Source organism: Pseudomonas sp. TH08 (assembly GCF_016651275.1).
GTDB lineage: Bacteria > Pseudomonadota > Gammaproteobacteria > Pseudomonadales > Pseudomonadaceae > Aquipseudomonas.
In genome coordinates this window covers 162,016-188,110 of record NZ_JAEKEE010000005.1, presented here as the reverse complement: position 1 = coordinate 188,110, position 26,095 = coordinate 162,016, and the positions used below count along the sequence as shown (strand labels likewise).

21 protein-coding genes are annotated in these 26,095 nt (G+C 58.4%); 13 read left to right on the top strand and 8 right to left on the bottom strand.

Annotated features, from left to right (window positions below; translation table 11 throughout):
- The first annotated feature begins 4 nt into the window (after window positions 1-4).
- Both JFT91_RS24290 and JFT91_RS24285 read left to right on the top strand, forming a co-directional pair.
- Entirely contained in the window at window positions 5-196 is a 192-nt protein-coding gene (locus tag JFT91_RS24290; protein WP_201234120.1) for a hypothetical protein, read from the top strand.
- A 211-nt stretch (window positions 197-407) separates the two neighbouring features.
- On the top strand, window positions 408-782 hold the full coding sequence (locus tag JFT91_RS24285; RefSeq protein WP_201234119.1) for a hypothetical protein: 375 nt from the start codon (window positions 408-410) through the stop codon (window positions 780-782).
- 3 nt (window positions 783-785) lie between these two features.
- Here the strand turns inward: JFT91_RS24285 and JFT91_RS24280 are convergent, their stop codons facing one another.
- From JFT91_RS24280 to JFT91_RS24265, 4 genes are all read right to left on the bottom strand, one after another.
- Entirely contained in the window at window positions 786-1,532 is a 747-nt protein-coding gene (locus JFT91_RS24280; protein WP_201234118.1) for a FadR/GntR family transcriptional regulator, read from the bottom strand.
- Window positions 1,533-1,724: 192 nt separating this feature from the next.
- Window positions 1,725-3,452, bottom strand: coding sequence for an ABC transporter ATP-binding protein/permease (locus JFT91_RS24275; RefSeq protein WP_201234117.1), 1,728 nt, complete (start codon window positions 3,450-3,452; stop codon window positions 1,725-1,727).
- A gap of 96 nt (window positions 3,453-3,548) precedes the next feature.
- Window positions 3,549-4,109, bottom strand: a complete 561-nt coding sequence (locus JFT91_RS24270) for a response regulator transcription factor (RefSeq protein WP_003221630.1) — start codon at window positions 4,107-4,109, stop codon at window positions 3,549-3,551.
- On the bottom strand, window positions 4,102-5,364 hold the full coding sequence (locus tag JFT91_RS24265) for an ATP-binding protein (RefSeq protein WP_201227988.1): 1,263 nt from the start codon (window positions 5,362-5,364) through the stop codon (window positions 4,102-4,104). Before JFT91_RS24265 ends, JFT91_RS24270 begins: the two co-directional genes overlap by 8 nt.
- Window positions 5,365-5,791: 427 nt before the next feature.
- Between JFT91_RS24265 and JFT91_RS24260 the strand changes: the two genes are divergently transcribed.
- Window positions 5,792-6,508: an SIMPL domain-containing protein gene (locus JFT91_RS24260; RefSeq protein ID WP_201227989.1), complete on the top strand. Its 717-nt coding sequence runs from the start codon at window positions 5,792-5,794 to the stop codon at window positions 6,506-6,508.
- 170 nt (window positions 6,509-6,678) lie between these two features.
- Here JFT91_RS24260 and JFT91_RS24255 read toward each other — a convergent pair whose 3' ends face one another.
- Window positions 6,679-7,041: a DUF6124 family protein gene (locus tag JFT91_RS24255; protein WP_201234116.1), complete on the bottom strand. Its 363-nt coding sequence runs from the start codon at window positions 7,039-7,041 to the stop codon at window positions 6,679-6,681.
- Window positions 7,042-8,035: 994 nt separating this feature from the next.
- Between JFT91_RS24255 and JFT91_RS24250 the strand changes: the two genes are divergently transcribed.
- The 10 genes from JFT91_RS24250 to JFT91_RS24205 all read left to right on the top strand — a co-directional run bounded on the left by JFT91_RS24250 (window position 8,036) and on the right by JFT91_RS24205 (window position 21,401).
- The gene (locus tag JFT91_RS24250) at window positions 8,036-9,637 is read left to right on the top strand and encodes an ABC transporter substrate-binding protein (protein ID WP_201234115.1); all 1,602 of its coding nucleotides are present in this window, start codon (window positions 8,036-8,038) and stop codon (window positions 9,635-9,637) included.
- Between the two features lie 259 nt (window positions 9,638-9,896).
- Window positions 9,897-11,522: an ABC transporter substrate-binding protein gene (locus tag JFT91_RS24245; RefSeq protein WP_201227992.1), complete on the top strand. Its 1,626-nt coding sequence runs from the start codon at window positions 9,897-9,899 to the stop codon at window positions 11,520-11,522.
- A gap of 300 nt (window positions 11,523-11,822) precedes the next feature.
- Window positions 11,823-13,421: an ABC transporter substrate-binding protein gene (locus JFT91_RS24240; RefSeq protein WP_201234114.1), complete on the top strand. Its 1,599-nt coding sequence runs from the start codon at window positions 11,823-11,825 to the stop codon at window positions 13,419-13,421.
- Between the two features lie 175 nt (window positions 13,422-13,596).
- The gene (locus JFT91_RS24235) at window positions 13,597-15,018 is read left to right on the top strand and encodes an OprD family porin (RefSeq protein WP_201227994.1); all 1,422 of its coding nucleotides are present in this window, start codon (window positions 13,597-13,599) and stop codon (window positions 15,016-15,018) included.
- A gap of 78 nt (window positions 15,019-15,096) precedes the next feature.
- Window positions 15,097-16,692, top strand: a complete 1,596-nt coding sequence (locus JFT91_RS24230; protein WP_201227995.1) for an ABC transporter substrate-binding protein — start codon at window positions 15,097-15,099, stop codon at window positions 16,690-16,692.
- A gap of 73 nt (window positions 16,693-16,765) precedes the next feature.
- A complete protein-coding gene (locus tag JFT91_RS24225) occupies window positions 16,766-17,776 on the top strand; it encodes an ABC transporter permease subunit (protein ID WP_008085273.1) in 1,011 nt (336 codons plus the stop codon).
- A 10-nt stretch (window positions 17,777-17,786) separates the two neighbouring features.
- The gene (locus JFT91_RS24220) at window positions 17,787-18,713 is read left to right on the top strand and encodes an ABC transporter permease subunit (protein WP_201227996.1); all 927 of its coding nucleotides are present in this window, start codon (window positions 17,787-17,789) and stop codon (window positions 18,711-18,713) included.
- 10 nt (window positions 18,714-18,723) lie between these two features.
- Window positions 18,724-19,692: an ABC transporter ATP-binding protein gene (locus JFT91_RS24215; protein ID WP_201227997.1), complete on the top strand. Its 969-nt coding sequence runs from the start codon at window positions 18,724-18,726 to the stop codon at window positions 19,690-19,692.
- Window positions 19,692-20,672, top strand: a complete 981-nt coding sequence (locus JFT91_RS24210; protein WP_201227998.1) for a peptide ABC transporter ATP-binding protein — start codon at window positions 19,692-19,694, stop codon at window positions 20,670-20,672. Before JFT91_RS24215 ends, JFT91_RS24210 begins: the two co-directional genes overlap by 1 nt.
- A gap of 297 nt (window positions 20,673-20,969) precedes the next feature.
- On the top strand, window positions 20,970-21,401 hold the full coding sequence (locus tag JFT91_RS24205; RefSeq protein ID WP_201234113.1) for a DUF2087 domain-containing protein: 432 nt from the start codon (window positions 20,970-20,972) through the stop codon (window positions 21,399-21,401).
- Window positions 21,402-21,447: 46 nt separating this feature from the next.
- Here the strand turns inward: JFT91_RS24205 and JFT91_RS24200 are convergent, their stop codons facing one another.
- The 3 genes from JFT91_RS24200 to JFT91_RS24190 are packed head-to-tail and all read right to left on the bottom strand — an operon-like array spanning window position 21,448 to window position 26,093.
- Window positions 21,448-23,688: a PhpK family radical SAM P-methyltransferase gene (locus tag JFT91_RS24200; protein WP_201234112.1), complete on the bottom strand. Its 2,241-nt coding sequence runs from the start codon at window positions 23,686-23,688 to the stop codon at window positions 21,448-21,450.
- 60 nt (window positions 23,689-23,748) lie between these two features.
- On the bottom strand, window positions 23,749-24,798 hold the full coding sequence (gene sbnB / locus JFT91_RS24195) for a 2,3-diaminopropionate biosynthesis protein SbnB (RefSeq protein ID WP_201234111.1): 1,050 nt from the start codon (window positions 24,796-24,798) through the stop codon (window positions 23,749-23,751).
- A gap of 8 nt (window positions 24,799-24,806) precedes the next feature.
- Window positions 24,807-26,093, bottom strand: coding sequence for a condensation domain-containing protein (locus JFT91_RS24190; protein ID WP_201234110.1), 1,287 nt, complete (start codon window positions 26,091-26,093; stop codon window positions 24,807-24,809).
- Between the last annotated feature and the right edge of the window lie 2 nt (window positions 26,094-26,095).

The window sequence follows — 26,095 nt, the reverse complement described above, 5'->3', positions numbered from 1 at the left end:
TGCAATGACGATCAAATTGAAACTCGAACTGGCCTCGGGCCAATCGCTGAAGGGTGCGCCGCTGGAACTGTTGCTCAAAGGCCAGTCGATTGCCCGTGCAACCGTGGATGCCCAAGGCTACGCAGTCTTTGATGCCAAACCCGCCGCCGGCCCCCTCGCCGTAAGGGTCGATCGCTCAATCCTGCCGCCACACTGACACCCCCTCCTGTAGGAGCTGCCGCAGGCTGCGATCTGTTGATCTTGCTTTTAAAAACAAAGTCAAAAGATCGCAGCCTGCGGCAACTCCTACAGGGGGCTTTGAAATGGCTGGAAATGAACGGTTTAAAACACGCTTTGCGAAAGGCTTTTACTGTGAAGCACCGCCGTGAATGGATCACGGCCCACTTCGCACGGAGAGCGACCCCCTCATGATTTTTGCCTCGCCAACACTCCCGCAATGTCTGCCGCATTCGCCAGAAACGGCCACCGTGAACATGTCCCTGCTGAGCGACGACCTGATCATTCAGGTGCCGGACTCAACCGACATTCCAGCGAACTGGGAGGTGTATCCGATACTTGGGGCTGACCCCGAAGAGCCCGACTGGGAGGGCCGGCAACAAGCGACCGGCATTTGGCACGACGTCAGTGAAGACGCTTTGAAACTCAATGGCATCGAGTTGCGCATCCCCAGGGACGCACTCGAAACGTACCTGCATCAGGAGATCGAACTGCGCTACAAATTCGTCGATGAGTCCAGCATGGACCCATATTCTGAACCTCTGAGACTCACCATCGAAAGTTGATGATCAGCCCTGCGCCTGTGCCTCTTCATGGGCCTGGCGCAGTCTTTCGCGGCTGTTGGTCAAATGCAGTCGCATGGCCGCGCGGGCGGCATCACTGTCCTGACGGGCAATCGCTTCGTAGATTTCTTCGTGCTCACGGCTCAGGCGGTGCATGTAGTGCTGCTGATCATCATGCGCCAGACGCGCCGAATTCAGCCGCGTGCGCGGAATAATACTGGTGCCGAGGTGAGTCATGATGTCGGTGAAATAGCGGTTGCCAGTGGACAGCGCAATTTCCAGGTGGAAGGCGAAGTCCGAGGCCACAGCATCGCTGGCGTGGGCGACACTGTCGTTCAAGGCATCGAGGGCGGCGCGCATGGTTGCCAGTTGCTCGGGACTGCGGCGCTGCGCGGCGAGGCCGGCGGATTCCACTTCAAGACTGATGCGTAGTTCGAGAATCGCCAGCACATCACGCAGGGTGACGACGGTGGCCGGATCGATGCGGAAACCACTCGGGCTTGGCGTGTCGAGAACAAAAGTGCCGATGCCGTGACGGGTTTCCACCTGGCCGGCAGCTTGCAATCGGGAAATCGCTTCACGCACCACGGTACGGCTGACGCCATGGGCTTCCATGATCGCCGACTCGGTGGGCAACTTGTCGCCGCGCTTGAGCAAGCCGTCGCGGATCTGCTCGCTGAGCACCGTAACCAATTCCTGTGCCAGGCTGCGGCGCTTGCGTGGGAGGCGCGGGGTGTCGATCAGGTTTTCCATGGTCTGCATCTTGTCTCGAAAGTTCGGCTTGAAGGCATCATAGCTCAAGCGGGTTGTACGATCACTTCTCGTCACACGTTGCCTTTGCAGGAGCCGGGCTTGCTCGCGAAAGCGCCGTGTCAGTCAGCCCATGATTTGGCTGGTATGTCGCCTTCGCGAGCAAGCTTTGCTCCTACAAGTGTTATGGGCTGATCAGGCAGTGACGGTTTGCTCGACAAGGTGGCCGTTGTCGATGCGTACATGCCGTGGGTGGAATCGTTTCAAACTGCTGCGGTGGCCGACACTGACGATGCTCAGGCCCGGCAACTGATCGATCAGCGCCTGATACAGCGTCGCTTCGTCTTCTTCATCCATCGCCGACGTGGCTTCGTCCATATACAACCAATGCGGTGCATAGAGCAGCGCACGGGCGAAGGCCAGTCGTTGCTGTTCACCCGGCGAGAGCATGCGTTGCCAGTGATTGGCTTCATCCAGGCGCTTGACCAGATGCGGCAGACGACAGGTTTGCAGAACCTGTTCGTAACGCTCCGGCGCATAGGTGTCACCCGGCTGTGGATAACTCAGCGCCTCGCGCAGCGTGCCGATCGGCAAATACGGCTTTTGCGGCAGGAACAGATAACGCGCCGCCGGCAGCCGAATACTGCCATGCCCCGCCGGCCACAAATGTCCCATCGCCCGTAGCAACGTCGACTTGCCGCTGCCGGAGCGGCCGCTGAGCATCAACCGCTCACCGGGCTCAACGGTCATGTCGGCACTGGTCAGCAGATGACGACCGTCAGCCAGATCCAGCCCGAGGTCGTGTACCTGCAATTCGCTGCCCTGATTTTGCACATCGATGGCCGGTGGGCGCTCTTCATTATCGGTCATGGCCTGGCGGAAACTCAGCAGACGATCACAAGTGGCGCGCCAGGAAGCGAGGCTCTGATACGCACTGATAAACCAGCTGAAGCTCTCTTGAACATTGCCGAATGCCGAACTGATCTGCATCAGTTCACCCAGCTCGATTTTGCCGGCGAGGTAACGCGGCGAGGCCACAATGAACGGGAAGATGATAGCGGCCTGGCTATAACCGGCGGTGAAGAACGTCAGGCGTTTGGACACTTTCATGATGTCCCAGAAGTTGTGCCAGACATTGCCGAAACGGGCGCTCAAGCGACGATTTTCGTTCGGTTCACCGTTGTACAACGCGATGCTTTCGGCATTCTCGCGAATCCGCACCATGGAAAAACGCAGGTCGGCTTCGAAGCGTTGTTGTTGGTTGTTCAGACCGATCAAACGACGACCGATCAAATGCGTCAGCCAACTGCCTACCACGGCGTAAACCAGCACGCACCAGAACATGTAGCCGGGAATGGTGATGCCATAGACTTCAATGCTCCCCGACACGCCCCAGAGAATGATCGAGAACGACACCAGACTGACGATATTGCGTAGCAGTCCAATGCCCAGTTCAAGGGTGTTGGAAGTGAAGTTGTTGAGGTCTTCGGAAATCCGCTGATCCGGGTTGTCGGTGTAACCGCCCTGCTCCAGCTGGTAGTAATTCTTGTCGGCAAGCCAACGGGAAAAATGCTTTTCGGTGAGCCAGGCCCGCCAGCGAATCGTCAGCATCTGGGTCAGGTAGAGCCGATACACCGCCCCGACAATCGCCACCGCCGCAATGCCGCAGAAATACAGAATCAAGCGCCAGAACGCCGCTTCATCCTTCTTCTGCAGAGCGTTATAGAAATCCTTGTACCAGGTGTTGAACCACACCGAGATGCCCACGCTGAGCAGCGAGAGCGCGATTACGGCAATCAGCAACGTCCAGGCCTTGCCCTTCTCTTCACTGCGCCAATAAGGCGTGATGATCGCCCACACCTTACGAAAAAACTGCCCGCGCACAGCATCGTTGACCGCGGAATATTCAGCGTTCTGATTCATGGATAAGGCTCGATATAGAAAAGAACAGACACGCACCGATCATAGTAGATCGGTGCGTTTTATCGCGAGGGCTGGCGATAGTCGTTCAGCGCAGGTTCAGCGACGAACCGGGCGCTTCTGCAGTTTGCGCTGCAGAGTGCGACGATGCATGCCCAGGGCGCGGGCAGTGGCGGAGATGTTGCCTTCGTGCTCGGTGAGCACGCGCTGGATGTGTTCCCACTGCAAGCGGTCGACCGACATCGGGTTTTCCGGCACCAGACTGTCGAGGTCGGCGTGCTCGGAAAGCAGCGCGGCCAATACGTCGTCGGCGTCGGCCGGTTTGCACAGATAGTTGCAGGCACCGCGCTTGATCGCTTCGACCGCCGTGGCAATGCTCGAATAACCGGTGAGGATCACCACGCGCATTTCCGGGTCCAGTTCCAGCAGCTTGGGCAGCAGCACCAGGCCGGAGTCGCCGTCCATTTTCAGGTCGAGCGCGGCGTAGTCCGGCAGATCAGCCTGGGCGATGGTCAGGCCTTCCTCGGCGGAACCGGCGGTGCTGACGCGAAAACCACGGCGGGCCATGGCACGAGCCATGACGCGGGTAAAGGTTGCGTCGTCGTCGACCAGCAGCAAATGCGGCAGTTCTTCGCCTTCGACTTGGATTTCGTCACTCATGTTGGTCTCCTCGGGCGCCGTGGGGCAGGCGCAGCTCGGTGAGCGTGCCGCCTTCCTCATGACTATAGAGTTTCACTGAGCCGCCGGCGCGTGTCACGCTGGCCTTGCTCAAAAACAGGCCCAGGCCGAAACCTTTGCCCTTGGTGGTAAAAAACGGTTTGCCGATCTGCTCGGCGATGGCCAGCGGCACACCGGCGCCGTGGTCACGAATGCTGATGGTCACGTTTTCCGCGTCCCAGTCCAGCGTCACCTTGAGGTTTTCCGGGCAGGCGTCGGCGGCATTGTTCAGCAGATTCAGCAGCGCCTGAGTCAGATCCGGCGGCGGCGCCATGCGTGGCACCGTGCCTTGGCCCAGGCGATGAAAGCGATAACTGGCTTCCGGGCGCATCAGGTGCCAGCGGTTCAGCGCTTCGTCGAGCCATTGGGTGACGTCCTGCATTTCGACCGCGAGACGACGATTGGCCTCGGCGGCGCGCACCAGTTGCTGCAAGGTCTCTTTGCAGAGTTTGACCTGATCCTGCAGCACCTTCAGATCGTCCTGCAACATCGGGTCGGGATGATCCTGCTGCATCTCCTTGAGCAGCACACTCATGGTCGCCAGCGGCGTACCCAGTTCATGCGCGGCACCGGCAGCTTGCGTGGCGACGGCGAGCAATTGCTGATCGCGCAGGCCTTCTTCACGGCGGATCGCCCGTAATTCTTCCTGACGGCGCAGCTCTTCGGCCATGCGCGCGGCGAAGAACGTGATCACCGCAGCGGCCAGCGCAAAGCTCAGCCACATGCCGTAGATCTGCAGGTTTTCGCGAGCGACCGGCAGGGTCTCCAGTGGATAGAAACGCGTGAGCATCACCGTATACAGCGCCAGCGCGATGCCCGACAGGATCACCGAATAGCGCCACGGCAGCGTCACGGCGGCAATGGTCAGCGGCACCAGATAATACGAAACGAACGGGTTGGTCGACCCGCCGGAGAAATACAGCAGCGCGCTGTGGATAACCAGATCGCAGGCCAGTTGCAGTGCGTATTCGAGTTCGGTCACCGGCCACGACGTGCGCAGCCGCACGGCAGTGAACACACACAGCAGAATCGAGCAGCCGAGGGTCATCGCCAGTTGCACCCACGGCAACGGCAACAGTTGCAGCCAGTAGGCCAGGCCCACGGAACCGGCTTGCGCGGCGAGCACCAAAGTGCGAATGAAAGTCAGCCGCCAGAGGTTCTGGCGAGTGGCGGAAGTCAGTTGTACGGGGGCGAGCATGAGCTCTCCTGATGAGCGCTCCAGGCGGATCGCACGGAGTATAACCAAGCCACGGCCTCGAGAGGCGAAAGTGCGGCAAACGACCACATGGCGTGGCCAGAAAAATCGTCTACGCCGAACCCGACTCCTCAATGAGTTGAGTCCAATTGTGGCGAGGGGATTCATCCCCGATGGGTGGCGGAGCCGCCCCAAATCATGCGACCTCATTTAACCAGACATACCGCGTCAGCCTGATTTGCGACTGCTGCGCAGCCGAACGGGGCGGTGCGACGTTTCGCTAAATCCCCTCGCCACAAGGGCTCTCTCAGTCCAGCCTTTGCCATGTGTATAGAAGTTGTAACTGGGCGAACCGGAGCATAGAAGCTAGAGTCTGATGGTTTCACGCAGGCCCCCGAACCATCACCTGCGCCCTCATCAAGGAGCCTTCATGCACACATTTCGCCGCAGCGCCGCCCTTCTCGCCCTGACCGTCGGCAGCGTCGCCAGCCTTCCGGCCCTGGCCGCCGATGAGCTGCACTACAACCAGATTTCCCTGCGCGCCGAAGTCAGCCAGGAAGTCGCTCGCGACCAGATGATCGTGACGCTCTACACCGAAGAGCAAAACACCGACCCGGCCAAACTCGCCGCCGACGTCAGCACTACCATGAACAAGGCACTGGCCCAGGCCAAGCAAGTCAAAGACATCACCCTGCGCCAGGGCAGCCGCAACAGCTACCCAATCTACGACACCAAGGGCCAGAAAATCACCGGCTGGCGTGAACGCGCCGAACTGCGCCTGGAAAGCTCCGACTTCGCCGCCCTCTCCAAACTCACCGGCGAACTGCTGGGTGACCTGAAAATGGGCGGCATGGACTTCGCCATCGCCGACCCGACCCGCAAAGCCAGCGAAGACGCGCTGCTCAAAGAAGCCGTCAGCGCCTTCAAGGCCCGCGCCCAACTGGCCACCGATGCACTCGGCGGCAAGGGCTACAAAATCGTCAACCTGAACCTCAACAGCAACGGCTACCCACAACCGTACCTGCGCGCCCCGATGATGATGAAAGCCGCCGGCATGGATTCAGCGCCAGTGACGCCAGAAGTTGAAGCCGGCACCAGCCAGGTCAGCATGACGGCGGATGGTTCGATTGAAGTGTTGATGCAGTGATTTGATTTGGGCTGAATGAAAAACCGGCGATCAGACAATGATCGCCGGTTTTTTTTATGCCTGGGATTTGTGGTGGAAGATCCGACGCCTTCGCGAGCAGGCTCGCTCCCACATTTGGAATGCGCACTCCTGTGGGAGCGAGCCTGCTCGCGAAGAACGATAACGCGGTCTCAAGTCTGCGGATCAACCCGATCCAGCGCCCGATTCACCGCCAACTCAGCCAGCATGATGATCTGCTGAATCCCCAGCACTGTGTTGCGCTGCAGACCGCTCAGCTCATTGGCGAAGTTGCTGGCCGCAGCACTGGCGGAGGCCAGTGATTCACAGGCGTGAGCGAGCAGGCTTTCGGTGTCGACATTGGGACAGACCATGAACATCGTGCTCGGTTGGCGCGACTTCGTGGGTTGGGGGCAGAGATAGAAATCGAGGGCGCGTTTCATGGCTTCGCGGTTTCGGGCGAGGTCTTCGTCGCGTATGGCTTCGTCGAGAGGGGTTGGTTTTTCTTCGGGGGGATCGGGTACAGGCTTAGTCATTGGAAAACCCTATTTTGCAAATGGATGCCAGCACCTGCCGTTTCTCACGCGGCGAAGTGGGTGGCAGCTATGTGCGGGGTGAGAAACCGGAAAAATAGGAAACCGGCCAGACCGAAGTCTGCCCGCACACAGCCGCCATAACGCATTTGCAGGCAGCGAGTACGCTGGCGGCGATTATGCGGATACGTAGACCGAATAACTAATTTTTACCGGGTTCTCACACCCGATCGCTGAACATTCAGCGACATCCCAAGCCTAGAGAGCCCACGTCCGACGGACAACCTGAAAACCTTGTGGGAAGGTTCCGGCAATTCGATACACATTTAAACAGCCCAAAGTAATCGGGTGACCGAGTGGGCCTCTTCGCGAGCAGGCTCGCTCCCACAGTTTGGACCGAGTACATCTGCCAGAGATTGGTCGGCTGTCAGGCCGCCATCGCTGGCAAGCCAGCTCCCACAGGTAAGCAACAGCAAGATCAAAAGATCGCAGCCCTCGGCAGCGCCTACCGGGGAGACAAGTACACCCACCACGCGGCGCAGCCGCCCCACTCAACAGGATGAGCGTTAGCTCGGCAGCAGCTCTTGATCTTGATTCACGGGCGACATCGGAAGGCTGAGTGGAGGGATTCATCCGGGGGTGGGAGCGCAGCGACCGTTCGACGAAGTCGAACACATCGAGAGGAGGTGCAGCGCAGCAAACCGTAGGCGATGCCCCCGGATGGATCCCGGAGCGAAGGAACCCCGAGCCCCAGCGAGCGGGCCGCACGTAGGAGCAAGCCTTTTTTTGCTTACTTTTTTGAGGCGTTTGTCAAAAAAGTGAGTCGCCGTCAGGGCGAAACCCTAAGCAGCCGTTACCGCAGCAACGGATATGCCCCCAACAAAAACCCCCACATATACCGAGATAGACACTCCCACAGGAAAAACGATATTTCCGGACACCCCCAAATCCCCGCTACCCTCAAAAAACCACCACCTCCAATATCCCCGGGGACTCCATGCCAAGATCCACCCTCAAACCGCTCCTGATCTCCCTGGCCCTGGCCACAACCGCCCCGATCGCCCACGCAGCCACCACCCTGGTCTACTGCTCCGAAGCCAGCCCCGCAGGCTTCGACCCCAGCCAATACACCAGCGGCACCGACTTCGACGCCTCAGCCGAAACCGTCTTCAACCGCCTCACCCAATTCCAGCGCGGCGGCACCGACATCGAACCCGGCCTGGCGACAAAATGGGACGTCTCCAGCGACGGCCTGCAATACACCTTCCACCTGCGCCAAGGCGTGAAATTCCACACCACGGAATATTTCACCCCGAGCCGAGACTTCAACGCCGACGACGTGCTCTTCACCTTCCAGCGCCTGCTCGACCCAGACAACGCCTTCCGCAAGGCCTACCCCGCCGAATCCCCCTACTTCACCGACATGGGCCTGAACACCACGATCAAGTCGGTGGAAAAACTCGACGAGCAAACCGTGCGCTTCAACCTCAACAACGTCGACGCGGCCTTCGTGCAAAACCTCGCCATGAGCTTCGCCTCCGTGCAGTCGGCCGAATACGCCGCGCAACTGTTGAAGGAAGGCAAAGCCGCCGACCTCAACCAGAAGCCGATCGGCACCGGCCCGTTCGTGTTCAAGCGCTACCAGAAGGACTCGCAGATCCGCTACGCCGCCAACAAGGCCTACTGGAAACCCGAAGACGTCAAAATCGACAACCTGATTTTCTCGATCACCCCCGACGCCGCCGTACGCCTGCAAAAACTCAAGGCCGGCGAATGCCAGGTCAGCGGCTACCCACGCCCGGCCGACATCGAAGTCATGGAGAAAGACCCGAACCTGCGCGTACTCAAACAGGCCGGGTTCAACCTCGGCTTCCTCGCCTACAACACCACCCACGCGCCCCTCGACCAGCTCAAGGTACGTCAGGCGCTGGACATGGCCATCGACAAACCGGCGATTATCAAAGCCGTCTACCAAAGTGCCGGCCAACTGGCGCAAAACGCCTTGCCGCCCGCGCAGTGGTCTTATGACCCGAACATCAAGGACGCTCCTTACGACCCGGTGAAAGCCAAGGTACTACTTAAAGAAGCAGGGGTTGCACCGGGTACTACCATCAACCTTTGGGCGATGACGGTGCAACGCGCATCCAACCCCAATGCACGGATGTCGGCGCAGATGATCCAGCAGGATTGGGAAAAAATCGGCATCAAGGCCAACATCGTCAGCTACGAATGGGGCGAGTACATCAAGCGCGCGAAAAATGGCGAACACGACGCGATGATCTATGGTTGGACAGGTGACAACGGTGACCCCGACAACTGGCTCGGTGTGCTCTACAGCTGCGCCGCAGTGAAAGGCAGCAACTACGCCAAATGGTGCGACCCGGCCTACGACAAACTGGTGCAACAGGCCAAGGTCTCTACCGATAAAACGCAACGGGTAAAACTGTATCAACAGGCGCAACTGATCCTTAAACAGCAGGTGCCGATCACCCCGATTGCCAATTCCACGGTGTTCCAGCCGCTGCGCAAGGAGGTCACGGACTTCCGCATCAGTCCGTTTGGTCTGACGCCCTTCTACGGCGTGGGTATAAATAAGTAACACCAAGCCCCAAGGCGGCGCGCACAACGTGACCGTCGCACCGTTTTGGGGCTTCGTTTGCACCGTAAAAACCACTCGCAAACGGTCAAATGCGTCAGAAGTTATACAGATGCGACATTAAGGTACGTTCGTGCCACGGTTTGAGGCTGGCAGTCGCTCTGCATCTTGCAATGGGTATGGCCCCTGCATAAGTATCCGCAGGCACGACTCACGAGGTCGTACCTCAAATCAAAAAATGACAACAAATCATGAGGCCAACATGCTTAAACACGCGGTCATTCCGTTTTTAGTCGGCGCAGGCTTGTTAGCCTCCGCACCTTTCGCATCCGCTGCGACTAACCTGGTGTTCTGCTCCGAAGGCAGCCCGGCCGGTTTTGATCCGGGCCAGTACACCACCGGAACCGACTTCGACGCCTCAGCTGAAACCATGTTCAACCGTCTGACCCAGTTCGAACGTGGCGGCACCGCCGTGGTTCCTGGTCTGGCGACCAAGTGGGACATTTCCGAAGATGGCCTGACTTACACCTTCCACCTGCGCGAAGGCGTCAAGTTCCACACCACCCCGTATTTCAAGCCGACTCGTGAGTTCAACGCCGACGACGTGCTGTTCACCTTCAATCGCATGATTAACAAGGATGACCCGTTCCGTAAGGCGTACCCGACCGAATTCCCGTACTTTACCGACATGGGGATGGACACCAACATCACCAAGATCGATAAAGTCGATGACCACACCGTCAAGTTCACTTTGAAAGAAGTGGATGCCGCGTTCATCCAGAACATGGCCATGAGCTTCGCTTCGGTTCAGTCCGCCGAGTACGCAGCCCAGCTGCTGAAGGAAGGCAAGCCTGCCGACATCAACCAGAAGCCGATCGGCACCGGCCCGTTCGTATTCAAGAGCTACCAGAAAGACTCGAACATCCGCTACACCGGTAACAAGGACTACTGGAAGCCTGAAGACGTGAAGATCGACAACCTGATCTTCGCCATCACCACCGACCCGTCGGTGCGTATTCAAAAGCTGAAAAAGAACGAGTGCCAAGTCACCCTGTTCCCGCGTCCAGCCGACCTGAAAGCGCTCAAAGAAGACAAAACCCTGAAGATGCCTGACCAGGCTGGCTTCAACCTGGGCTACATCGCCTACAACGTGATGGACAAGGTCAAGGGCAGCAACGAGCCGAACCCGCTGGCTGACCTGCGCGTCCGTCAGGCACTGGACATGGCCGTGAACAAGCCGCAGATCATCGACTCGGTTTACCAGGGCGCAGGCCAACTGGCCGTTAACGCCATGCCGCCGACCCAGTGGTCTTACGACACCACTATCAAAGATGCCAAGTACGACCCTGAGAAAGCCAAACAGCTGCTCAAGGAAGCCGGCGTCAAGGAAGGTACCGAGATCGTTCTGTGGGCGATGCCGGTACAGCGTCCGTACAACCCGAACGCCAAGCTGATGGCTGAAATGCTCCAGTCCGACTGGGCCAAGATCGGCTTGAAAGTGAAGATCACCAGCTACGAGTGGGGCGAGTACATCAAGCGCTCCAAAGGTGGCGAGAACCAGGCCATGATCATTGGCTGGAGCGGTGACAATGGTGATCCGGACAACTGGCTGAACGTGCTGTTCGGCTGCGACTCGCTCAGCGGCAACAACTTCTCCAAGTGGTGCGACAAGAAGTTCGACGGCCTCGTCAAGGAAGCCAAGCGCACAACCGACCAAGGTAAGCGCACCGAACTGTACAAAGAGGCGCAACACGTCCTCAAAGATGCAGTCCCAATGACACCTATCGCTCACTCGACGGTGTATCAACCCATGCGCGCCAACGTGCAGGACTTCAAGATCAGCCCATTCGGCTTGAACTCCTTCTACGGCGTCAGCGTCAGCAATTGAGTTAACGCAACGGCGACGTTTTTGACGTCGCCGTTGCTTTATCTGCCGGAAAGTTAGGAATTTGCCTACATCCAATTCCATTGCGGACGACTGCAATGGTGGGGGATGTGTCGCCCTTTCCTACGAGGTTTTCAGGCTTTTACGTATTTACTGCCAGGCCCACGGCCTCTACCGTCGGGTTCTGACCAGTGTCTGCGTGGGCCAACGGTTTGCTGTACGTATTGGATTGAACGCAATGCGACCACAACGTTTCAGGACGAGACGCGGTGCATTGCATAACACTAAAAAAGAGGGAGCGTCATGCGCCATACCTTGGTTTTTTCCGCATTGCTGGGCGCCGGTCTGTTGGCCGTCTCGTCCGCCAGTTTCGCCGCCAGCAAAAGTCTGGTGTTCTGCTCAGAAGGCAGCCCGGCAGGTTTTGATACCGCGCAGTACACCGCAGCCACCGATAACGATGCGGCCGAACCGATCTACAACCGTCTGGTCGAGTTCGAAAAAGGCGCGACCAATGTCGTACCGGGCTTGGCGACCAATTGGGACATTTCCGAGGATGGTCTCAAGTACACCTTTCACCTGCGCGAAGGTGTGAAATTTCATACAACGCCGTACTTCAAGCCGACCCGTGACTTCAACGCGGACGACGTGTTGTTCACGTTTAATCGCATGCTCGATCCACAGCAGCCATTCCGTAAGGCCTATCCAACGGAGTTTCCTTACTTCAACGGGATGAGCCTGAACAAGAACATCGCCAAGGTCGAAAAGACCGGGCCGCTGACCGTGGAGTTCACGCTCAACAGCGTCGACGCCGCGTTCATCCAGAACATCGCCATGAGCTTCGCCTCGATCCTGTCCGCCGAATACGCCGACAAACTGCTCGCCGAAGGCAAGCCAAGCGACATCAATCAGAAGCCGATCGGCACTGGCCCGTTCGTGTTCAAGAGTTATCAGAAAGACTCGAACATCCGCTTCAGCGGCAACAAGCAGTACTGGGATCCGAGCCGGGTCAAACTCGACAACCTGATCTTCGCCATCAACACCGATGCTTCGGTGCGCGTGCAGAAACTCAAGGCCGGCGAGTGCCAGATCACTCTGCATCCCCGCCCTGCCGATGTTGAAGCGCTGAAGGCCGACCCGAAACTGCAACTGATCTCCAAGCCGGGTTTCAACCTCGGTTACATCGCCTACAACGTCCGGCACAAACCGTTTGACCAGCTTGAAGTGCGTCAGGCGCTGGACATGGCGGTGAATAAACAGGGGATTCTCAACGCTGTTTATCAAGGCGCCGGTCAACTGGCCGTCAACGCCATGCCACCGACCCAGTGGTCCTACGACGACACGATCAAAGACGCCGCCTACAACCCGGAAAAAGCCAAAGAGCTGCTCAAGGCTGCCGGCGTCAAAGAAGGCACCGAGATCACCCTGTGGGCGATGCCGGTGCAGCGCCCCTACAACCCCAACGCCAAACTGATGGCCGAAATGCTCCAGGCTGACTGGGCGAAGATTGGTCTGAAAGTGAAGATCGTCAGCTACGAATGGGGCGAGTACATCAAGCGCACCAAGAATGGTGAGCACGACATCAGCCTGATCGGCTGGACCGGTGACAACGGTGACCCGGACAACTGGCTGGGTACGCTGTACAGCTGCGACGCCATTGGCGGCAACAACTACTCCATGTGGTGCGACCCGGCTTACGACAAGCTGATCAAAGAGGCCAAGGTCGTCACCGACCGCGACCAACGCACCGTGCTTTACAAACAGGCCCAGCAATTGCTTAAACAGCAAGTGCCGATCACGCCTGTAGCCCACTCGACGGTCAACCAGCCGTTAAGCACACGGGTTGAAGGGTTCAAGGTGAGCCCCTTCGGCCGCAACGTGTTCTCGGGTGTCAGTATCGATTAACCCAACCGATTAGCCGCAACGCTGAGGGGCGCCGTCTAGCCCCTCACGCAAGCGCTTTGCCGAAATTCGCCAATCCGGCCTTTGGCAAACGTTTGCGATGTGTGAATGAGTTCTAAACCAATAACCGGCCAACCTAAAAAGGCCGGCATAAAAAGAAAGTAAAGGAGCTTCACCCATGAAACTGAGCAGCACCGCGATACTGGCCCTGGCCATCAGCAGCATCACCGCCACGGCTTATGCTGAAAATGTGAGTCAGGAGTTTGTCCCAACCACATTGGCCGGTAGTAGCGCCCAAAGCGAGGCCAAAGGCTTTATCGATGGACAAAGCCTGGGCGGCACCACGCGTAACTGGTACGCCAACGAACTGAAACGTCGTGATGACACTTTCAGCTACGTGAAAAACAGCGACAAGAACACCTCGCCAGTGGTCAAAACCGCCACCCCGCGTCGAATCAACTGGGTTCAAGGCACTATCGTCAACTACACCTCGGGCTTCACCCAAGGCACCGTTGGCGTTAGCACTGAAGTGGCGGCTTACAACGCCATCGTTCTGGACCGTGACCGCAAGGACATTGCCGGCGGTTCCAACCGTACGCTGGCTCACTCCGATGGTGACGCAGTAGACCAGTGGAGCAAGCTGGGTCTGGCCAACGTCAAGTTCCGCGTCTCGAACACCACTCTGACTGCCGGTCGCCAGAACTTCAGCACGCCGATCGTTGACGTCATCGGCAACCGTCCGCTGCCTTCGAGCTTCGAAGGTATCAGCCTGCACAGCGAAGAACTGAACAACCTGTCGTTCGACCTGGCCGGCTTCGACCGCGTCTCGCCACGTACCGAGCAGAGCCTGTCGAAATTCCGTTCCGAATACTCGGCCACTGGCGTTGAAACCGACAAGGTCTACACCGGCGGTGTGAACTACCAGCCGCTCAAAAGTCTGAAAACCAGCCTCTATGTAGCCAACGTCGAAGACTTCTGGAACCAGTACTACTTCGGCGCCACCCACGAACTGGGCGACAGCCAGGTACTGAGCCTGACCACCGGTCTGAACTACTACAAGACCATGGACGAAGGCAAAAAGCTGATGGGCGACATCGACAACGATACCTACTCGTTGTCCTTCGGCCTGACTCACCAGGCCCACAGCCTGACCTTCTCGTACCAGCAAGTGAACGGTAACGAATACTTCGACTACCTGCACGAAACCAACGGCATCTACCTGGCCAACTCCCTGCTGTCGGACTTCAACGGCCCGAACGAAAAATCTTTCCAGATCGCCTACGGCATCAACATGGCCGAATACGGCGTACCGGGCCTGAAGTTCAACATCTACCAGGCACGTGGCTGGGGTATCGACGGTACTCACTACACCGGCACGGCTTACACCGATCCAGGTGCCAAGCGCGGCGACCTGAGCCTGATGGACGGCGAAAGCCACTATGAATACGGCATCGGCGCGGCTTACGCAGTGCAGAGCGGCCCACTCAAGGCCACCGCGATTCGTGCAACTTACACCACGCACCGCGCCAGCGAGCACCAGGCTGACGGCAACATCAACGAGTTCCGTCTCGTGACCACCATCCCGTTCAACATCCTGTAAAAAACGCCAACCGAAGGCTGACTCATGAAGAGTCGGCCGTTCGGTTTTTTGTCTTCAACCGATTGCAGAGGGTTATCGATGAAAATGCTTCCCCTACGTGCGGCCGTCGCTGCCGCGTTGTTGAGCGCCGCCATCGGCGTCTCGGCCAAACCCTTGGTGGTCTGCACCGAAGCCAGTCCGGAAGGCTTCGACATGGTCCAGTACACAACTGCAGTCACTGCCGATGCGGTGGCCGAAACCATTTTCAACCGCCTGGTCGACTTCAAGCCCGGCACCACCGAAGTGGTTCCGGCGCTGGCCGATTCCTGGGAAATCAGCGATGACGGCCTGACGTACACGTTCCACCTGCGCAAAGGCGTCAAGTTTCACACCACCGACTACTTCAAGCCGACCCGCGACATGAACGCCGACGACGTGCTCTGGAGCTTCCAGCGTCAGCTGGACCCGAATCACCCGTGGCACAAACTGTCGAGCGTGGGCTTCCCGTACTTTGAAAGCATGGGCTTCAAAGAACTGCTGAAGAACGTGGAAAAGGTTGACGACAACACCGTCAAATTCACCCTGACCCGTCGCGAAGCACCGTTCCTGGCTGACGTGGCCATGCCATTCACCGCGATCTACTCCGCTGAATACGCCGACCAGTTGCTCAAGGCCAACAAGACCGGCGACCTCAATAACAAGCCGATCGGCACCGGCCCGTTCATCTTCCAGCGTTATGCAAAAGATGCCCAGGTACGCTTCAAGGCCAACCCGGAATACTTCCGAGGCAAGCCGCCGGCCGATGCGCTGATTCTGGCGATCGCCACCGACAACAACGTGCGCCTGCAGAAGCTCAAGGCCAATGAGTGCCAGATCGCCCTGTATCCGAAACCGGATGACATCCCGAGCATCAAGAAAGACAGCAACCTGAAAGTCGAAGAACTCGACGCAATGACCGTCTCGTACATCGCCATGAACACCCAGCACAAGTACATGAGCGACGTGCGAGTGCGCAAAGCCATCGACATCGCTTTCGACAAGGAAGCCTACGTCAACGCGCTGTTTGGCAAAGGCAACGCGACGGTCGCGGTCAACCCGTACCCACCCACGCTGCTGGGCTACAACCACGACCTGAAGAACCCGCCACGCGACCTCGACGCCGCCCGCAAGCTGCTCAAGGAAGCCGGGGTACCTGAAGGCACTGTGTTTACTCTGTTTACCCGTAACGGCGGCGGCCCGACCAACCCGAACCCGATGCTCGGCGCACAAATGATGCAGGCTGACCTGGCGAAAGTCGGGATCAAGATCGACATCCGCGTCATGGAATGGGGCGAGATGCTCAAACGCGCCAAGGCCGGCGAGCACGACATGGTTTCGGCCGGATGGGCGGGCGACAACGGCGACCCGGATAACTTCCTGACGCCTATGCTCAGTTGTGAAGCGGCCAAGAATGGCGAGAACTATGCACGCTGGTGCAACGAGAAATTCCAGACACTGCTGGATGAGGCACGGGCTAAAGTAGATCCGGCGGAACGCGCCAGGCTCTACGAACAGGCACAAGTGCTGTTTAATCAGGATCAGCCATGGATCAGCATGGCCCATACCAGGATGTTTACCGCAATGCGCAACAACGTAGAGGGCTACCACATCAGCCCTCTCACCACTAATAACTTCGCCACCACTCAGGTGAAGTAGATAAGAAACTCCCGGTTTCCCTGACCGCAGGGAAACCGGGCACGCCTAACCGGCTGATGAGGTACCACACAAGATGTTTAGTTTTATTGCCCGCCGACTGGGGTTGTTGATCCCCACGTTTTTCGGCATCACCTTGCTGACTTTCGCGTTGATTCGCATGATCCCTGGCGACCCCGTGGAAGTGATGATGGGCGAACGTCGGGTCGACCCCGAAATGCACGCTCAGGCAATGGAACGCCTAGGTCTGAACAAGCCGCTGTATGCCCAGTATCTGGACTACATCGGCAAACTGGCCCACGGCGATCTCGGCGAATCCCTGCGTACTCGCGAGAGCGTATGGACCGAGTTCACCTCCCTCTTCCCGGCGACCCTGGAACTGTCCATGGCCGCCCTGCTGTTCGCCGGCATTCTCGGGCTTCTGGCCGGGGTGATCGCGGCACTCAAGCGAGGATCCCTGTTCGACCATGGGGTGATGGGCATCTCCCTGGCGGGGTATTCGATGCCGATCTTCTGGTGGGGCCTGATCCTGATCATGTTCTTCTCGGTGAGCCTCGGCTGGACACCGGTTTCCGGGCGCATCGACCTGCTCTACGACATCGAGCCGCGCACCGGTTTCATGCTCATCGATACGCTGCTGGCCGATGACGTCGGGGCGTTCTTCGATGCCCTGCATCACCTGATATTGCCGGCTATCGTGCTCGGTACCATTCCGCTGGCAGTTATCGCGCGGATGACCCGTTCGTCGATGCTCGAAGTACTGCGCGAAGACTACATCCGCACCGCCAAGGCCAAAGGCCTGTCGCCGTCGCGCGTGGTGTTCGTCCACGGTCTGCGTAACGCGCTGATCCCGGTACTCACCGTGGTCGGCCTGCAAGTCGGCACGCTGCTGGCCGGTGCGGTACTGACCGAAACCATCTTCTCGTGGCCCGGCATCGGTAAATGGCTGATCGAAGCCATCGGCGCCCGCGACTATCCGGTCGTACAAAACGGCATCCTGTTAATCGCCTGCCTGGTGATTCTGGTCAACTTCGTAGTGGACATCCTCTACGGCTTTGCCAACCCACGCATCCGTCATCAGCGCTGAGGTCAATACCATGAGCACTCCAACATCCTCAGTAGCCACCGCTGCTTCCAGCGCGGATCAAAGCCTGCTGTACCCATCGCCGTACAAAGAATTCTGGCAAGCCTTCTCGAAGAACAAGGGCGCGGTTGCCGGCCTGCTGTTCATGCTGCTGGTGATTTTCTGCGCGCTGTTCGCCCCTTGGGTCGCGCCGCACAACCCGAGCGAGCAATACCGCGACTTCCTGCTGACGCCGCCGGCGTGGCTTGAAGGCGGGCAGATGCAATTCTTGCTCGGCACCGATGAACTGGGTCGCGACCTGCTGTCGCGCCTGATCCAGGGTTCGCGCCTGTCGCTGCTGATCGGCTTGTCGTCGGTAGTGATGTCGCTGATTCCGGGGATCCTGCTGGGTCTGTTCGCCGGTTTCTTCCCGAAAATCCTCGGCCCATCGATCATGCGTCTGATGGACATCATGCTGGCCCTGCCGTCCCTGCTGCTGGCTGTGGCGATTGTCGCCATCCTCGGCCCTGGCCTGATAAACACCGTGATCGCGATTGCTGTGGTTTCGCTGCCGTCCTACGTGCGTCTGACCCGTGCAGCCGTCATGGGTGAACTGAACCGCGACTACGTCACCGCCGCGCGTCTGGCCGGTGCCGGTCTGCCACGCCTGATGTTCATCACCGTGCTGCCGAACTGCATGGCACCACTGATCGTTCAGGCAACCCTGAGCTTCTCCTCGGCAATTCTCGATGCTGCGGCTCTGGGCTTCCTCGGCCTTGGCGTTCAACCGCCAACCCCTGAGTGGGGCACCATGCTGGCCTCGGCCCGCGACTATATCGAACGCGCCTGGTGGGTCGTCAGCCTGCCTGGTTTGACCATTTTGCTCAGCGTGCTGGCAATCAACTTGATGGGCGACGGCTTGCGCGATGCGCTGGACCCGAAACTCAAGAACGCCGCCTGAGGAGATTCCCATGTCACTGCTAGAAATCAAGAATCTCAATGTTCGCTTCGGCGACAAAACCGCCGTGCCGGTGGTCGATGGTCTCGACCTGAAAGTCGACAAAGGCGAAGTACTGGCCATCGTTGGCGAGTCCGGTTCGGGTAAGTCCGTGACCATGATGGCGCTGATGGGACTGATCGAGCACCCGGGGATCGTCACTGCCGACGCCCTCAACTTCGACGGTAAAAACATGCTCAAGCTGAGCAATCGCCAGCGTCGGCAGATCGTCGGTAAAGACCTGGCGATGGTCTTCCAGGATCCGATGACGGCGCTCAATCCGAGCTACACCGTCGGTTTTCAGATCGAAGAAGTGCTGCGTCTGCACCTGAAAATGTCCAGCAAGCAAGCGCGCAAACGTGCGATCGAACTGCTGGAAAAAGTTGAAATCCCCGGCGCAGCCAGCCGCATGGACGCCTACCCGCACCAACTGTCCGGCGGTATGAGCCAGCGCGTCGCAATCGCCATGGCGATTGCCGGTGAGCCGAAACTGCTGATCGCTGACGAACCGACCACGGCGCTCGACGTAACGATTCAGGCACAGATCATGGATCTGTTGCTGGCGTTGCAGAAAGAACAGAACATGGGCCTGGTGCTGATCACCCACGACCTCGCGGTCGTCGCTGAAACTGCCCAGCGCGTGTGCGTGATGTACGCCGGTCAAGCCGTTGAAGTCGGTCAGGTGCCGCAACTGTTCGACATCCCCGCGCATCCGTACAGCGAAGCGCTGCTCAAGGCGATTCCCGAGCACAGCCTCGGCGCCTCACGTCTGTCGACGCTGCCGGGCATCGTCCCGGGCCGCTATGACCGTCCGCAGGGTTGCCTGCTGTCGCCGCGCTGCCCGTACGTGCAGGACAGCTGCCGCGCGCAACGCCCCGGCCTAGACCCGAAAAGCCACAGCCTCGCCCGCTGCTTCTACCCGTTGAACCAGGAGGTGGCGTAATGGCCGTCGTACTTACCGCCCGCGACCTGACCCGTCACTACGAAGTCTCCCGTGGCCTGTTCAAGGGCCACGCGACCGTGCGCGCCCTCAACGGCGTGTCGTTCGAACTGGAAGCCGGCAAGACCCTCGCGGTGGTCGGCGAATCGGGCTGCGGCAAATCCACCCTCGCCCGCGCCTTGACGCTGATCGAAGATCCGTCCTCAGGCTCTTTGAAAATCGCCGGGCAAGAAGTCGCTGGCGCCGACAAGGCCCAGCGCAAGCAACTGCGCAAAGACGTGCAGATGGTCTTTCAGAGCCCGTACGCATCGTTGAACCCACGGCAGAAAGTCGGTGACCAGCTCGGCGAACCGCTGCTGATCAACACCAACCTGAGTGCTGCCGAACGTCGCGAGAAAGTCCAGGCGATGATGAAGCAGGTCGGCTTGCGCCCAGAGCATTACCAGCGCTATCCGCACATGTTCTCCGGCGGTCAGCGTCAGCGTATCGCTCTGGCTCGGGCGATGATGCTGCAACCGAAAGTGCTGGTGGCGGATGAGCCGACCTCGGCATTGGACGTGTCGATTCAGGCGCAGGTGCTCAACCTGTTCATGGATCTGCAGCAGGAGTTCAACACCGCGTACGTGTTCATCTCGCACAACCTGGCGGTGGTGCAACACGTGGCCGACGACGTGATGGTGATGTACCTCGGTCGCCCGGTGGAACTGGGTCCGAAAAACGCCATCTACGAGCGCCCACTGCACCCGTATACCCAGGCGCTGCTGTCGGCGACCCCAACCATTCACCCGGATCCGAACAAGCCGAAAATCAAGATCGTCGGCGAACTGCCCAACCCGTTGAACCCGCCTTCAGGCTGCGCGTTCCACAAGCGCTGCCCGTATGCGACCGAGCGTTGCAGCACTGAAGAGCCCGCCCTGCGTGCGCTCGACAATCGGCAGGTGGCTTGCCACTACGCCGAGCAATTTCTCGACGGCGCTGCGTAAAAAGATCTGCGGACAAACACAAAACCTGTAGGAGCTGCGGCACGCTGCGATCTTTTGATTTTTAGAATCAGGATCAAAAGATCGCAGCGTGCCGCAGCTCCTACAGGGGATCGTGTTTTACCCGGGTTTAAAGTGTTAACCAAACCCCTTCCACCTCGATTGCGCATCAGTCGAGGCAGAAGGGGTTTTCTTTGCGGGCAGCCCCCGCAAAATTGCACGACAGCCGCCATACTGGCTCAATCAAGCCAGGCAGACACGCTAAACGGCCGTAACCTTTCATACCCAAGGAGCAAGACATTGGACAAGGAACTTCCAACGGATTTTGAACAGTTCGTCGAGACACTGACGCGCTTGAGCAGCAAAAACGGATTGACCCTTGGACGGCTCAATCGTCAAGAGCTGGGGGTCATGCTCTTGTATATCAGTGCCGCGCTCAACCCCGGCGAACGCTACAGCGAGAGGGACGCGACCGCGCGGCTGGATCAATGGAAAACCCAGTACGCCCCCATGCTGCGCAGCGATGTGGTGGAGCTGCGGCGTACGCTGATTGACGGCCATTACTGGATGCGGGAACCCGACGGACGCGGTTATGAACTCGCTGCAGCCATTGCCTGCCACCCACTATTCATCCGTCTCATTGAGGAGCGTCTGCAAATGCGCATCGCCGAACAGCTGCTGACGGCTGCCCGCGCCCGCGAGGAGCGCAAGAAAGCAGCGCTGCAAGGCTGAGGAGATCAGGGAGGAGCGCGCCTGGCGTTCTCCTCCCTGATCTGGCCTATTGCACTCTGACGAAGATGGCCTGCTCGGCAAGTGCGATCTGCGCATTCGCGGCGTGAAGCTCGGGGGCCCATCGGACAAAGTTGCTCAGCACCCGAACCTGTCCGGTACTCGGCAGCAGCAGGTGCATATAAAGTCCGCTGTCGAACGAAGGAGCGACGACATCGTCAACGAACACGCGCAGAACCGGCTGACGCAAAACAATGCCGCAAGCACTCAACCGTGAATTGCGCGACAGCAGATAATTATCGTGGCTGTCGAGCACTGGCGTCTGGGCAAGTGCTGTCGCGACACGATCGTACAGAACCGCCTCGCTGCAACCGCCAACATCGTCGACCGCCATCAAGCGGGCGCTTCCTTCAACGACGTAGTGCAGCAGAAATCGCTCGCCCTGCAGAACGCTGCAAGCGTGCTTCAAAAAGGCCACGATCCAGGCGACTGTCTGATCGCAGCCACTGACCATGCCCTCGGGCCGGCTCAGCACTGTCTTCGTCTGCTCACCGGTGTGCACCGGCAAGGGTCCGAGATTCTGCGGGTCCAGCCACGCGGCGCAAGCCTGCAAGCGGCCCTCCGCCGCCTTGAAGTGCGCTGCCGACTCCATCGATAACCCGGGCTGTGGCACCGCAGGGCTCTGCGCCGGCAGATGGGCACTGAACTTGAAGCGGTCAATGATCGAGCCGGGCAACTCAGCGTCATCACCGTGTAACAGCTGATGCTTGACTGCCGCATTGAAACCGTCCAGATACCCGAGGATATTGTCCTGCTCCATTCCCTGGCGATGCAGGTAAAACAGACTCCACTGTTCAAAGCCGAATTGCGGCAGCCATGTAGAGTTTTGAGCAGTGAGAAAGAACCGCTCGGTGATGGAGGCGGCCAGTTCGCTGCTCATCGTGTCATGCGACCAGTCGAAGCCCGACCCGGTGATGCCGTATTTTTCCCGGTCATTCCAGATGGGCGTCAGCGGATCGCAGTACCAGACCTGCGCACGGAACGTGTCCGGCCGAAAGGTCTCGATGAAATCCAGGCTCTCTTGCACCGTGTCGAGAGTTTCCCCTGGAAAGCCGATGATGAACGAGGCGTGAGTCGCAATGCCAACCGAGCGGAATGCGCTGATGGCCTGTTCATAGTTCTTGCGGCGTGACGTCTTGCGCATCAGCGCAAGCATCTTGTCGGAAGCCGACTCGATACCCAGAAAAACCCCTTCACACCCTGCGCGCGCCATCAATGCAATGGTTTCCGGATCACCCTGATCAGAGCGGTAGAAGGAGTTCCACTTAAAGTTGTACTGGTTGTCGATCATCATCTGCATGATTTCCCGGAATCGCTGCTTGGGCACATTGAATGTGTCATCCAGGAACGTCAGCGTATCCACGGTGCCAATCGCCTTCACCGCGTCCAGTTCGCGTTCTACATCGCTGGTGGACAAATAACGGTATTTGCCGGCTCGCTGGGGAAACCCACAGAACGCACAGGCGTACGGACAGGATTTGGCGGTACGCGTGGACAGAAAACGTCCGATGCCGCGCGGTTCGAACAACCTGTAATTGACGAAGTTTTCCTTCAGTTCGTTGTATTCCGGCTCATCCGCGCCGAACACCCACGTATCGTCGTCCAGCGCTGCCGTGCGGCTCAAGCCGATAACCGAACGGTTTTGGTTGAGCGCCTCCAGCACCTGGCGAAGCGTGTCTTCACCTTCATTGCTGTTGATATAGATATCACCGCCAAGAACATTCAGGTAATCACCGAGCATCTCGCGATCGTGCGCCTTGAACAAACCACTGATATAAGGGCCGCCGATGATGATCTGCACCTCGGGGGCACAGGAGCGCACAAAGTCCACGATTTCCTGCACCGGATGGGGCATCACATAGAGGGTCGTGGTGATGACCACCGTGTTAATCGTGCCGGACGCGAGTTTATGCGCCAGGACGTCCTTCTCGTTCTGAAACAGATTGACGTAGTCAAAGGCGATGCCATGCTTTTCGAGGTAGGTACCCAGCACCATCACCACCGGCCATAGAAAGTCGGCATTGTTCAGGTTCAGGTTTGCCAGCCCTTGCCGCTCACGTGTCTTGTTCAGCACGCCCAATGCATGAAACCGCGAGCCCTCGTAATTGACAAACGCCAGGCGTAAATCACGTTTCGCTGCCGCTTCAGGTGCTAGTTGATCGAGCATCTGACAATAGTCGTCAAACGAGAAATCATTGAAGCCGATGATCATGCATTTTTTGTTTTGCATCGGGTCACTCCTCCCTGGAATGGAACGTGCGAAAGCTCGCGCCTATGCTCCTTGAGTGGTTCAGCCGTGGGACGCGGCCCAACGTCGCGTATCAGGAATGAAGTCCGCGATATTGGTATAGGCGCCGGCCTCCAGGCACTTGTCGACGAACAGTTGCCCCACCACAAGATCCAGAACACCCAGCCCGAATGGTGAAAAAATCAGCGGGCGCGAGCGGTCAATCAAGCTCGGGTTGTTGAGAATGTGCGCGAGCGTGCCATGCACGAATGAGCGGTCGCCGTATTTCTGTTCTGCCAGATGGGGCGAGGTATTGGCCTTCATGCAATGTTCCACATCATCGAACACGTTGAACGCCTGCCAGATGATGTCCGGGCTGATATCGCGCAGTGAGACATTCAGAATGATCTGACCGGGGGCGAAGACATCGTCTCCCGACACGTAAGGCGTGCCGGCGTTGGTGGCGAAAACAACAATGTCGGCAGCGCTGATCGCAGCCTTCAAGTCCTCGACGAAAAACGCTGGCTGACCCGTCCCCGCCTCAACGTGGTGACGAAGCTCGGTAGCGGACGCTGCATCCAGATCGCAGACGGTGACCTGATCGAACTTCCAGCCATCGGCCATGAAAAAATCAAAGATCGCGCGGGAGATCACCCCGGCGCCAACGAATGTAATTTTCAGTGCTTTCTTCGGATCTGCCGCCAACGTCCTCGCGGCGACCACCGCTGAAGCCGCAGTTCTGGCCGAACTGATTTGCGAAGCTTCGAGGCAAGCTACCGGGTAACCCGTTTCATAATCGTTGAGCAGCAGAACGGCTGAGGCGCGCTGCAGATTTCGCTCGATGTTCTTCGGGTAACTGGCAATCCATTTGATGCCCGAAATGGGCGTGTCATTGGCAATCGCAGCAGGCAAGGCAATGATCCGATCCGATTGACGCTCCTCGAACTTCAGGAAATAGCTGTCGGGGTTGTTGGTCAGGCCAGCGTCGTGCTGCAGGTAAGTCTCTTCGACCAGACGCAAAATGTCCTGGCGCAACGACGGCATCAGGTTGGCGATCTGCGAACCGGAAACGACGGTCAATGCATGGGATGACAGGTGTTGGGAGTCTTTCATGGGAGGTCTCATTGAATGGCTTCGTGTTTTGGAATCGCTGTGTCACGAGCGCTTACTTCGGACTCCAGGAGACAGAATTGATCTAACGTTTCGTTCAGCAGGTGTTTTAGTTTCAACATGTTTTCAGGCGAAATTCGGTCGGCCTGGTACTGCAGCTTGATAAAGCAATGGTCAGCCGTGACTGGCACCCACATGAACAGTGGCCAAGGCTGATAGTCGGGCAACTGAACCTGGGAGACGGCGATACCTTCCAGATTCCAACCTTCGAACGGGCTCTCGGCACCGATGTGAATTGGCAGGCTCTGGCTGATGTCGGATTCAGCCATGATTTCGCCGATCGAAAGACCGACGCTGTCGAAAGTTTCATAGAGTGAATCCGCGACATTGAGAATGTGAGCCTGCAACGACAGTTTCGAATCGACACGTACCCGTAACGGAATACGCGCAGACAGATAGGCGACAACGGTTTGCGTGCCTTCCGTCCAGCGCGGCGTCACATTGGTCTGAATCAACAAATCGTCAGAGGCGCAAAAATGTCCGAGCGCGATAGACGCCGCTGCGGTGTAAACCACAAAGGGCGTGACATCCAGCGCATGACAGAGTCGGTTGATGGCCCCATGGACCTCCGCACCGGGGGTCATCACATCGAAGGTCGATTTGCCTTGCGCGCTCTCGCCGGTCTGCAAGTCCGGTATCAAGGGAATGTTCGCGTCCTTGAGATACTCACGCCAGAACTGCGCCTGGCGCTGATGCTCATCATGTTCCAAAGGCATTGCCAGCGTTTCATGATCGAAACCGAGTGGCTCCAGCAACGGCTCCGGGGCGGCGGATATCGCGCCGTTGTAGGCGGTCGCCAGATCGTCGAGGATCACTTCCAGCGACCATGAGTCGACAACGATGTGATGAATGATCAGCGCAAACAGATGACGATCATGTCCGAGCTTTTTCAGGTAGGCCCTGAACGGTATGTCCACCTTCAGGTCAAGCGGTCGCCGGCACAGGTCCTCGATGCAGTCCTCCAGCCGCGACAACTCGAACGGCTCGCTGTCGACGCTCAGTACATCGCGCACTTGCACTCCGGGAAACCGTCGCGCGCCATCGGGTGTTTCGTGGAAGTGCGATCGTAACTGTTCGTGACGATTGACCACCGCATCCACCGCGCGGCTGAACTGGGCAATGTGCAACGGCCCATCCAGCACAAAACCAATGCTTACGCAGGCTGTTTCCGCAAGATCGTAAGCACTGGATGCGCTCCAGTAATACCGCTGATAAGGATTCAATCCTTTACCCGTCATCT

Excerpts from the sequence above, each read along its gene's own strand:
- JFT91_RS24290 (WP_201234120.1), top strand. The coding sequence starts at position 5 with ATGACGATCAAATTGAAACTCGAACTGGCCTCGGGCCAATCGCTGAAG.
- JFT91_RS24285 (WP_201234119.1), top strand. The coding sequence starts at position 408 with ATGATTTTTGCCTCGCCAACACTCCCGCAATGTCTGCCGCATTCGCCA.
- JFT91_RS24280 (WP_201234118.1), bottom strand. The coding sequence starts at position 1,532 with ATGGAAAACCTGATCGACACCCCGCGCCTCCCACGCAAGCGCCGCAGC.
- JFT91_RS24275 (WP_201234117.1), bottom strand. The coding sequence starts at position 3,452 with ATGAATCAGAACGCTGAATATTCCGCGGTCAACGATGCTGTGCGCGGG.
- JFT91_RS24270 (WP_003221630.1), bottom strand. The coding sequence starts at position 4,109 with ATGAGTGACGAAATCCAAGTCGAAGGCGAAGAACTGCCGCATTTGCTG.
- JFT91_RS24265 (WP_201227988.1), bottom strand. The coding sequence starts at position 5,364 with ATGCTCGCCCCCGTACAACTGACTTCCGCCACTCGCCAGAACCTCTGG.
- JFT91_RS24260 (WP_201227989.1), top strand. The coding sequence starts at position 5,792 with ATGCACACATTTCGCCGCAGCGCCGCCCTTCTCGCCCTGACCGTCGGC.
- JFT91_RS24255 (WP_201234116.1), bottom strand. The coding sequence starts at position 7,041 with ATGACTAAGCCTGTACCCGATCCCCCCGAAGAAAAACCAACCCCTCTC.
- JFT91_RS24250 (WP_201234115.1), top strand. The coding sequence starts at position 8,036 with ATGCCAAGATCCACCCTCAAACCGCTCCTGATCTCCCTGGCCCTGGCC.
- JFT91_RS24245 (WP_201227992.1), top strand. The coding sequence starts at position 9,897 with ATGCTTAAACACGCGGTCATTCCGTTTTTAGTCGGCGCAGGCTTGTTA.
- JFT91_RS24240 (WP_201234114.1), top strand. The coding sequence starts at position 11,823 with ATGCGCCATACCTTGGTTTTTTCCGCATTGCTGGGCGCCGGTCTGTTG.
- JFT91_RS24235 (WP_201227994.1), top strand. The coding sequence starts at position 13,597 with ATGAAACTGAGCAGCACCGCGATACTGGCCCTGGCCATCAGCAGCATC.
- JFT91_RS24230 (WP_201227995.1), top strand. The coding sequence starts at position 15,097 with ATGAAAATGCTTCCCCTACGTGCGGCCGTCGCTGCCGCGTTGTTGAGC.
- JFT91_RS24225 (WP_008085273.1), top strand. The coding sequence starts at position 16,766 with ATGTTTAGTTTTATTGCCCGCCGACTGGGGTTGTTGATCCCCACGTTT.
- JFT91_RS24220 (WP_201227996.1), top strand. The coding sequence starts at position 17,787 with ATGAGCACTCCAACATCCTCAGTAGCCACCGCTGCTTCCAGCGCGGAT.
- JFT91_RS24215 (WP_201227997.1), top strand. The coding sequence starts at position 18,724 with ATGTCACTGCTAGAAATCAAGAATCTCAATGTTCGCTTCGGCGACAAA.
- JFT91_RS24210 (WP_201227998.1), top strand. The coding sequence starts at position 19,692 with ATGGCCGTCGTACTTACCGCCCGCGACCTGACCCGTCACTACGAAGTC.
- JFT91_RS24200 (WP_201234112.1), bottom strand. The coding sequence starts at position 23,688 with ATGCAAAACAAAAAATGCATGATCATCGGCTTCAATGATTTCTCGTTT.
- sbnB (WP_201234111.1), bottom strand. The coding sequence starts at position 24,798 with ATGAAAGACTCCCAACACCTGTCATCCCATGCATTGACCGTCGTTTCC.
- JFT91_RS24190 (WP_201234110.1), bottom strand. The coding sequence starts at position 26,093 with ATGACGGGTAAAGGATTGAATCCTTATCAGCGGTATTACTGGAGCGCA.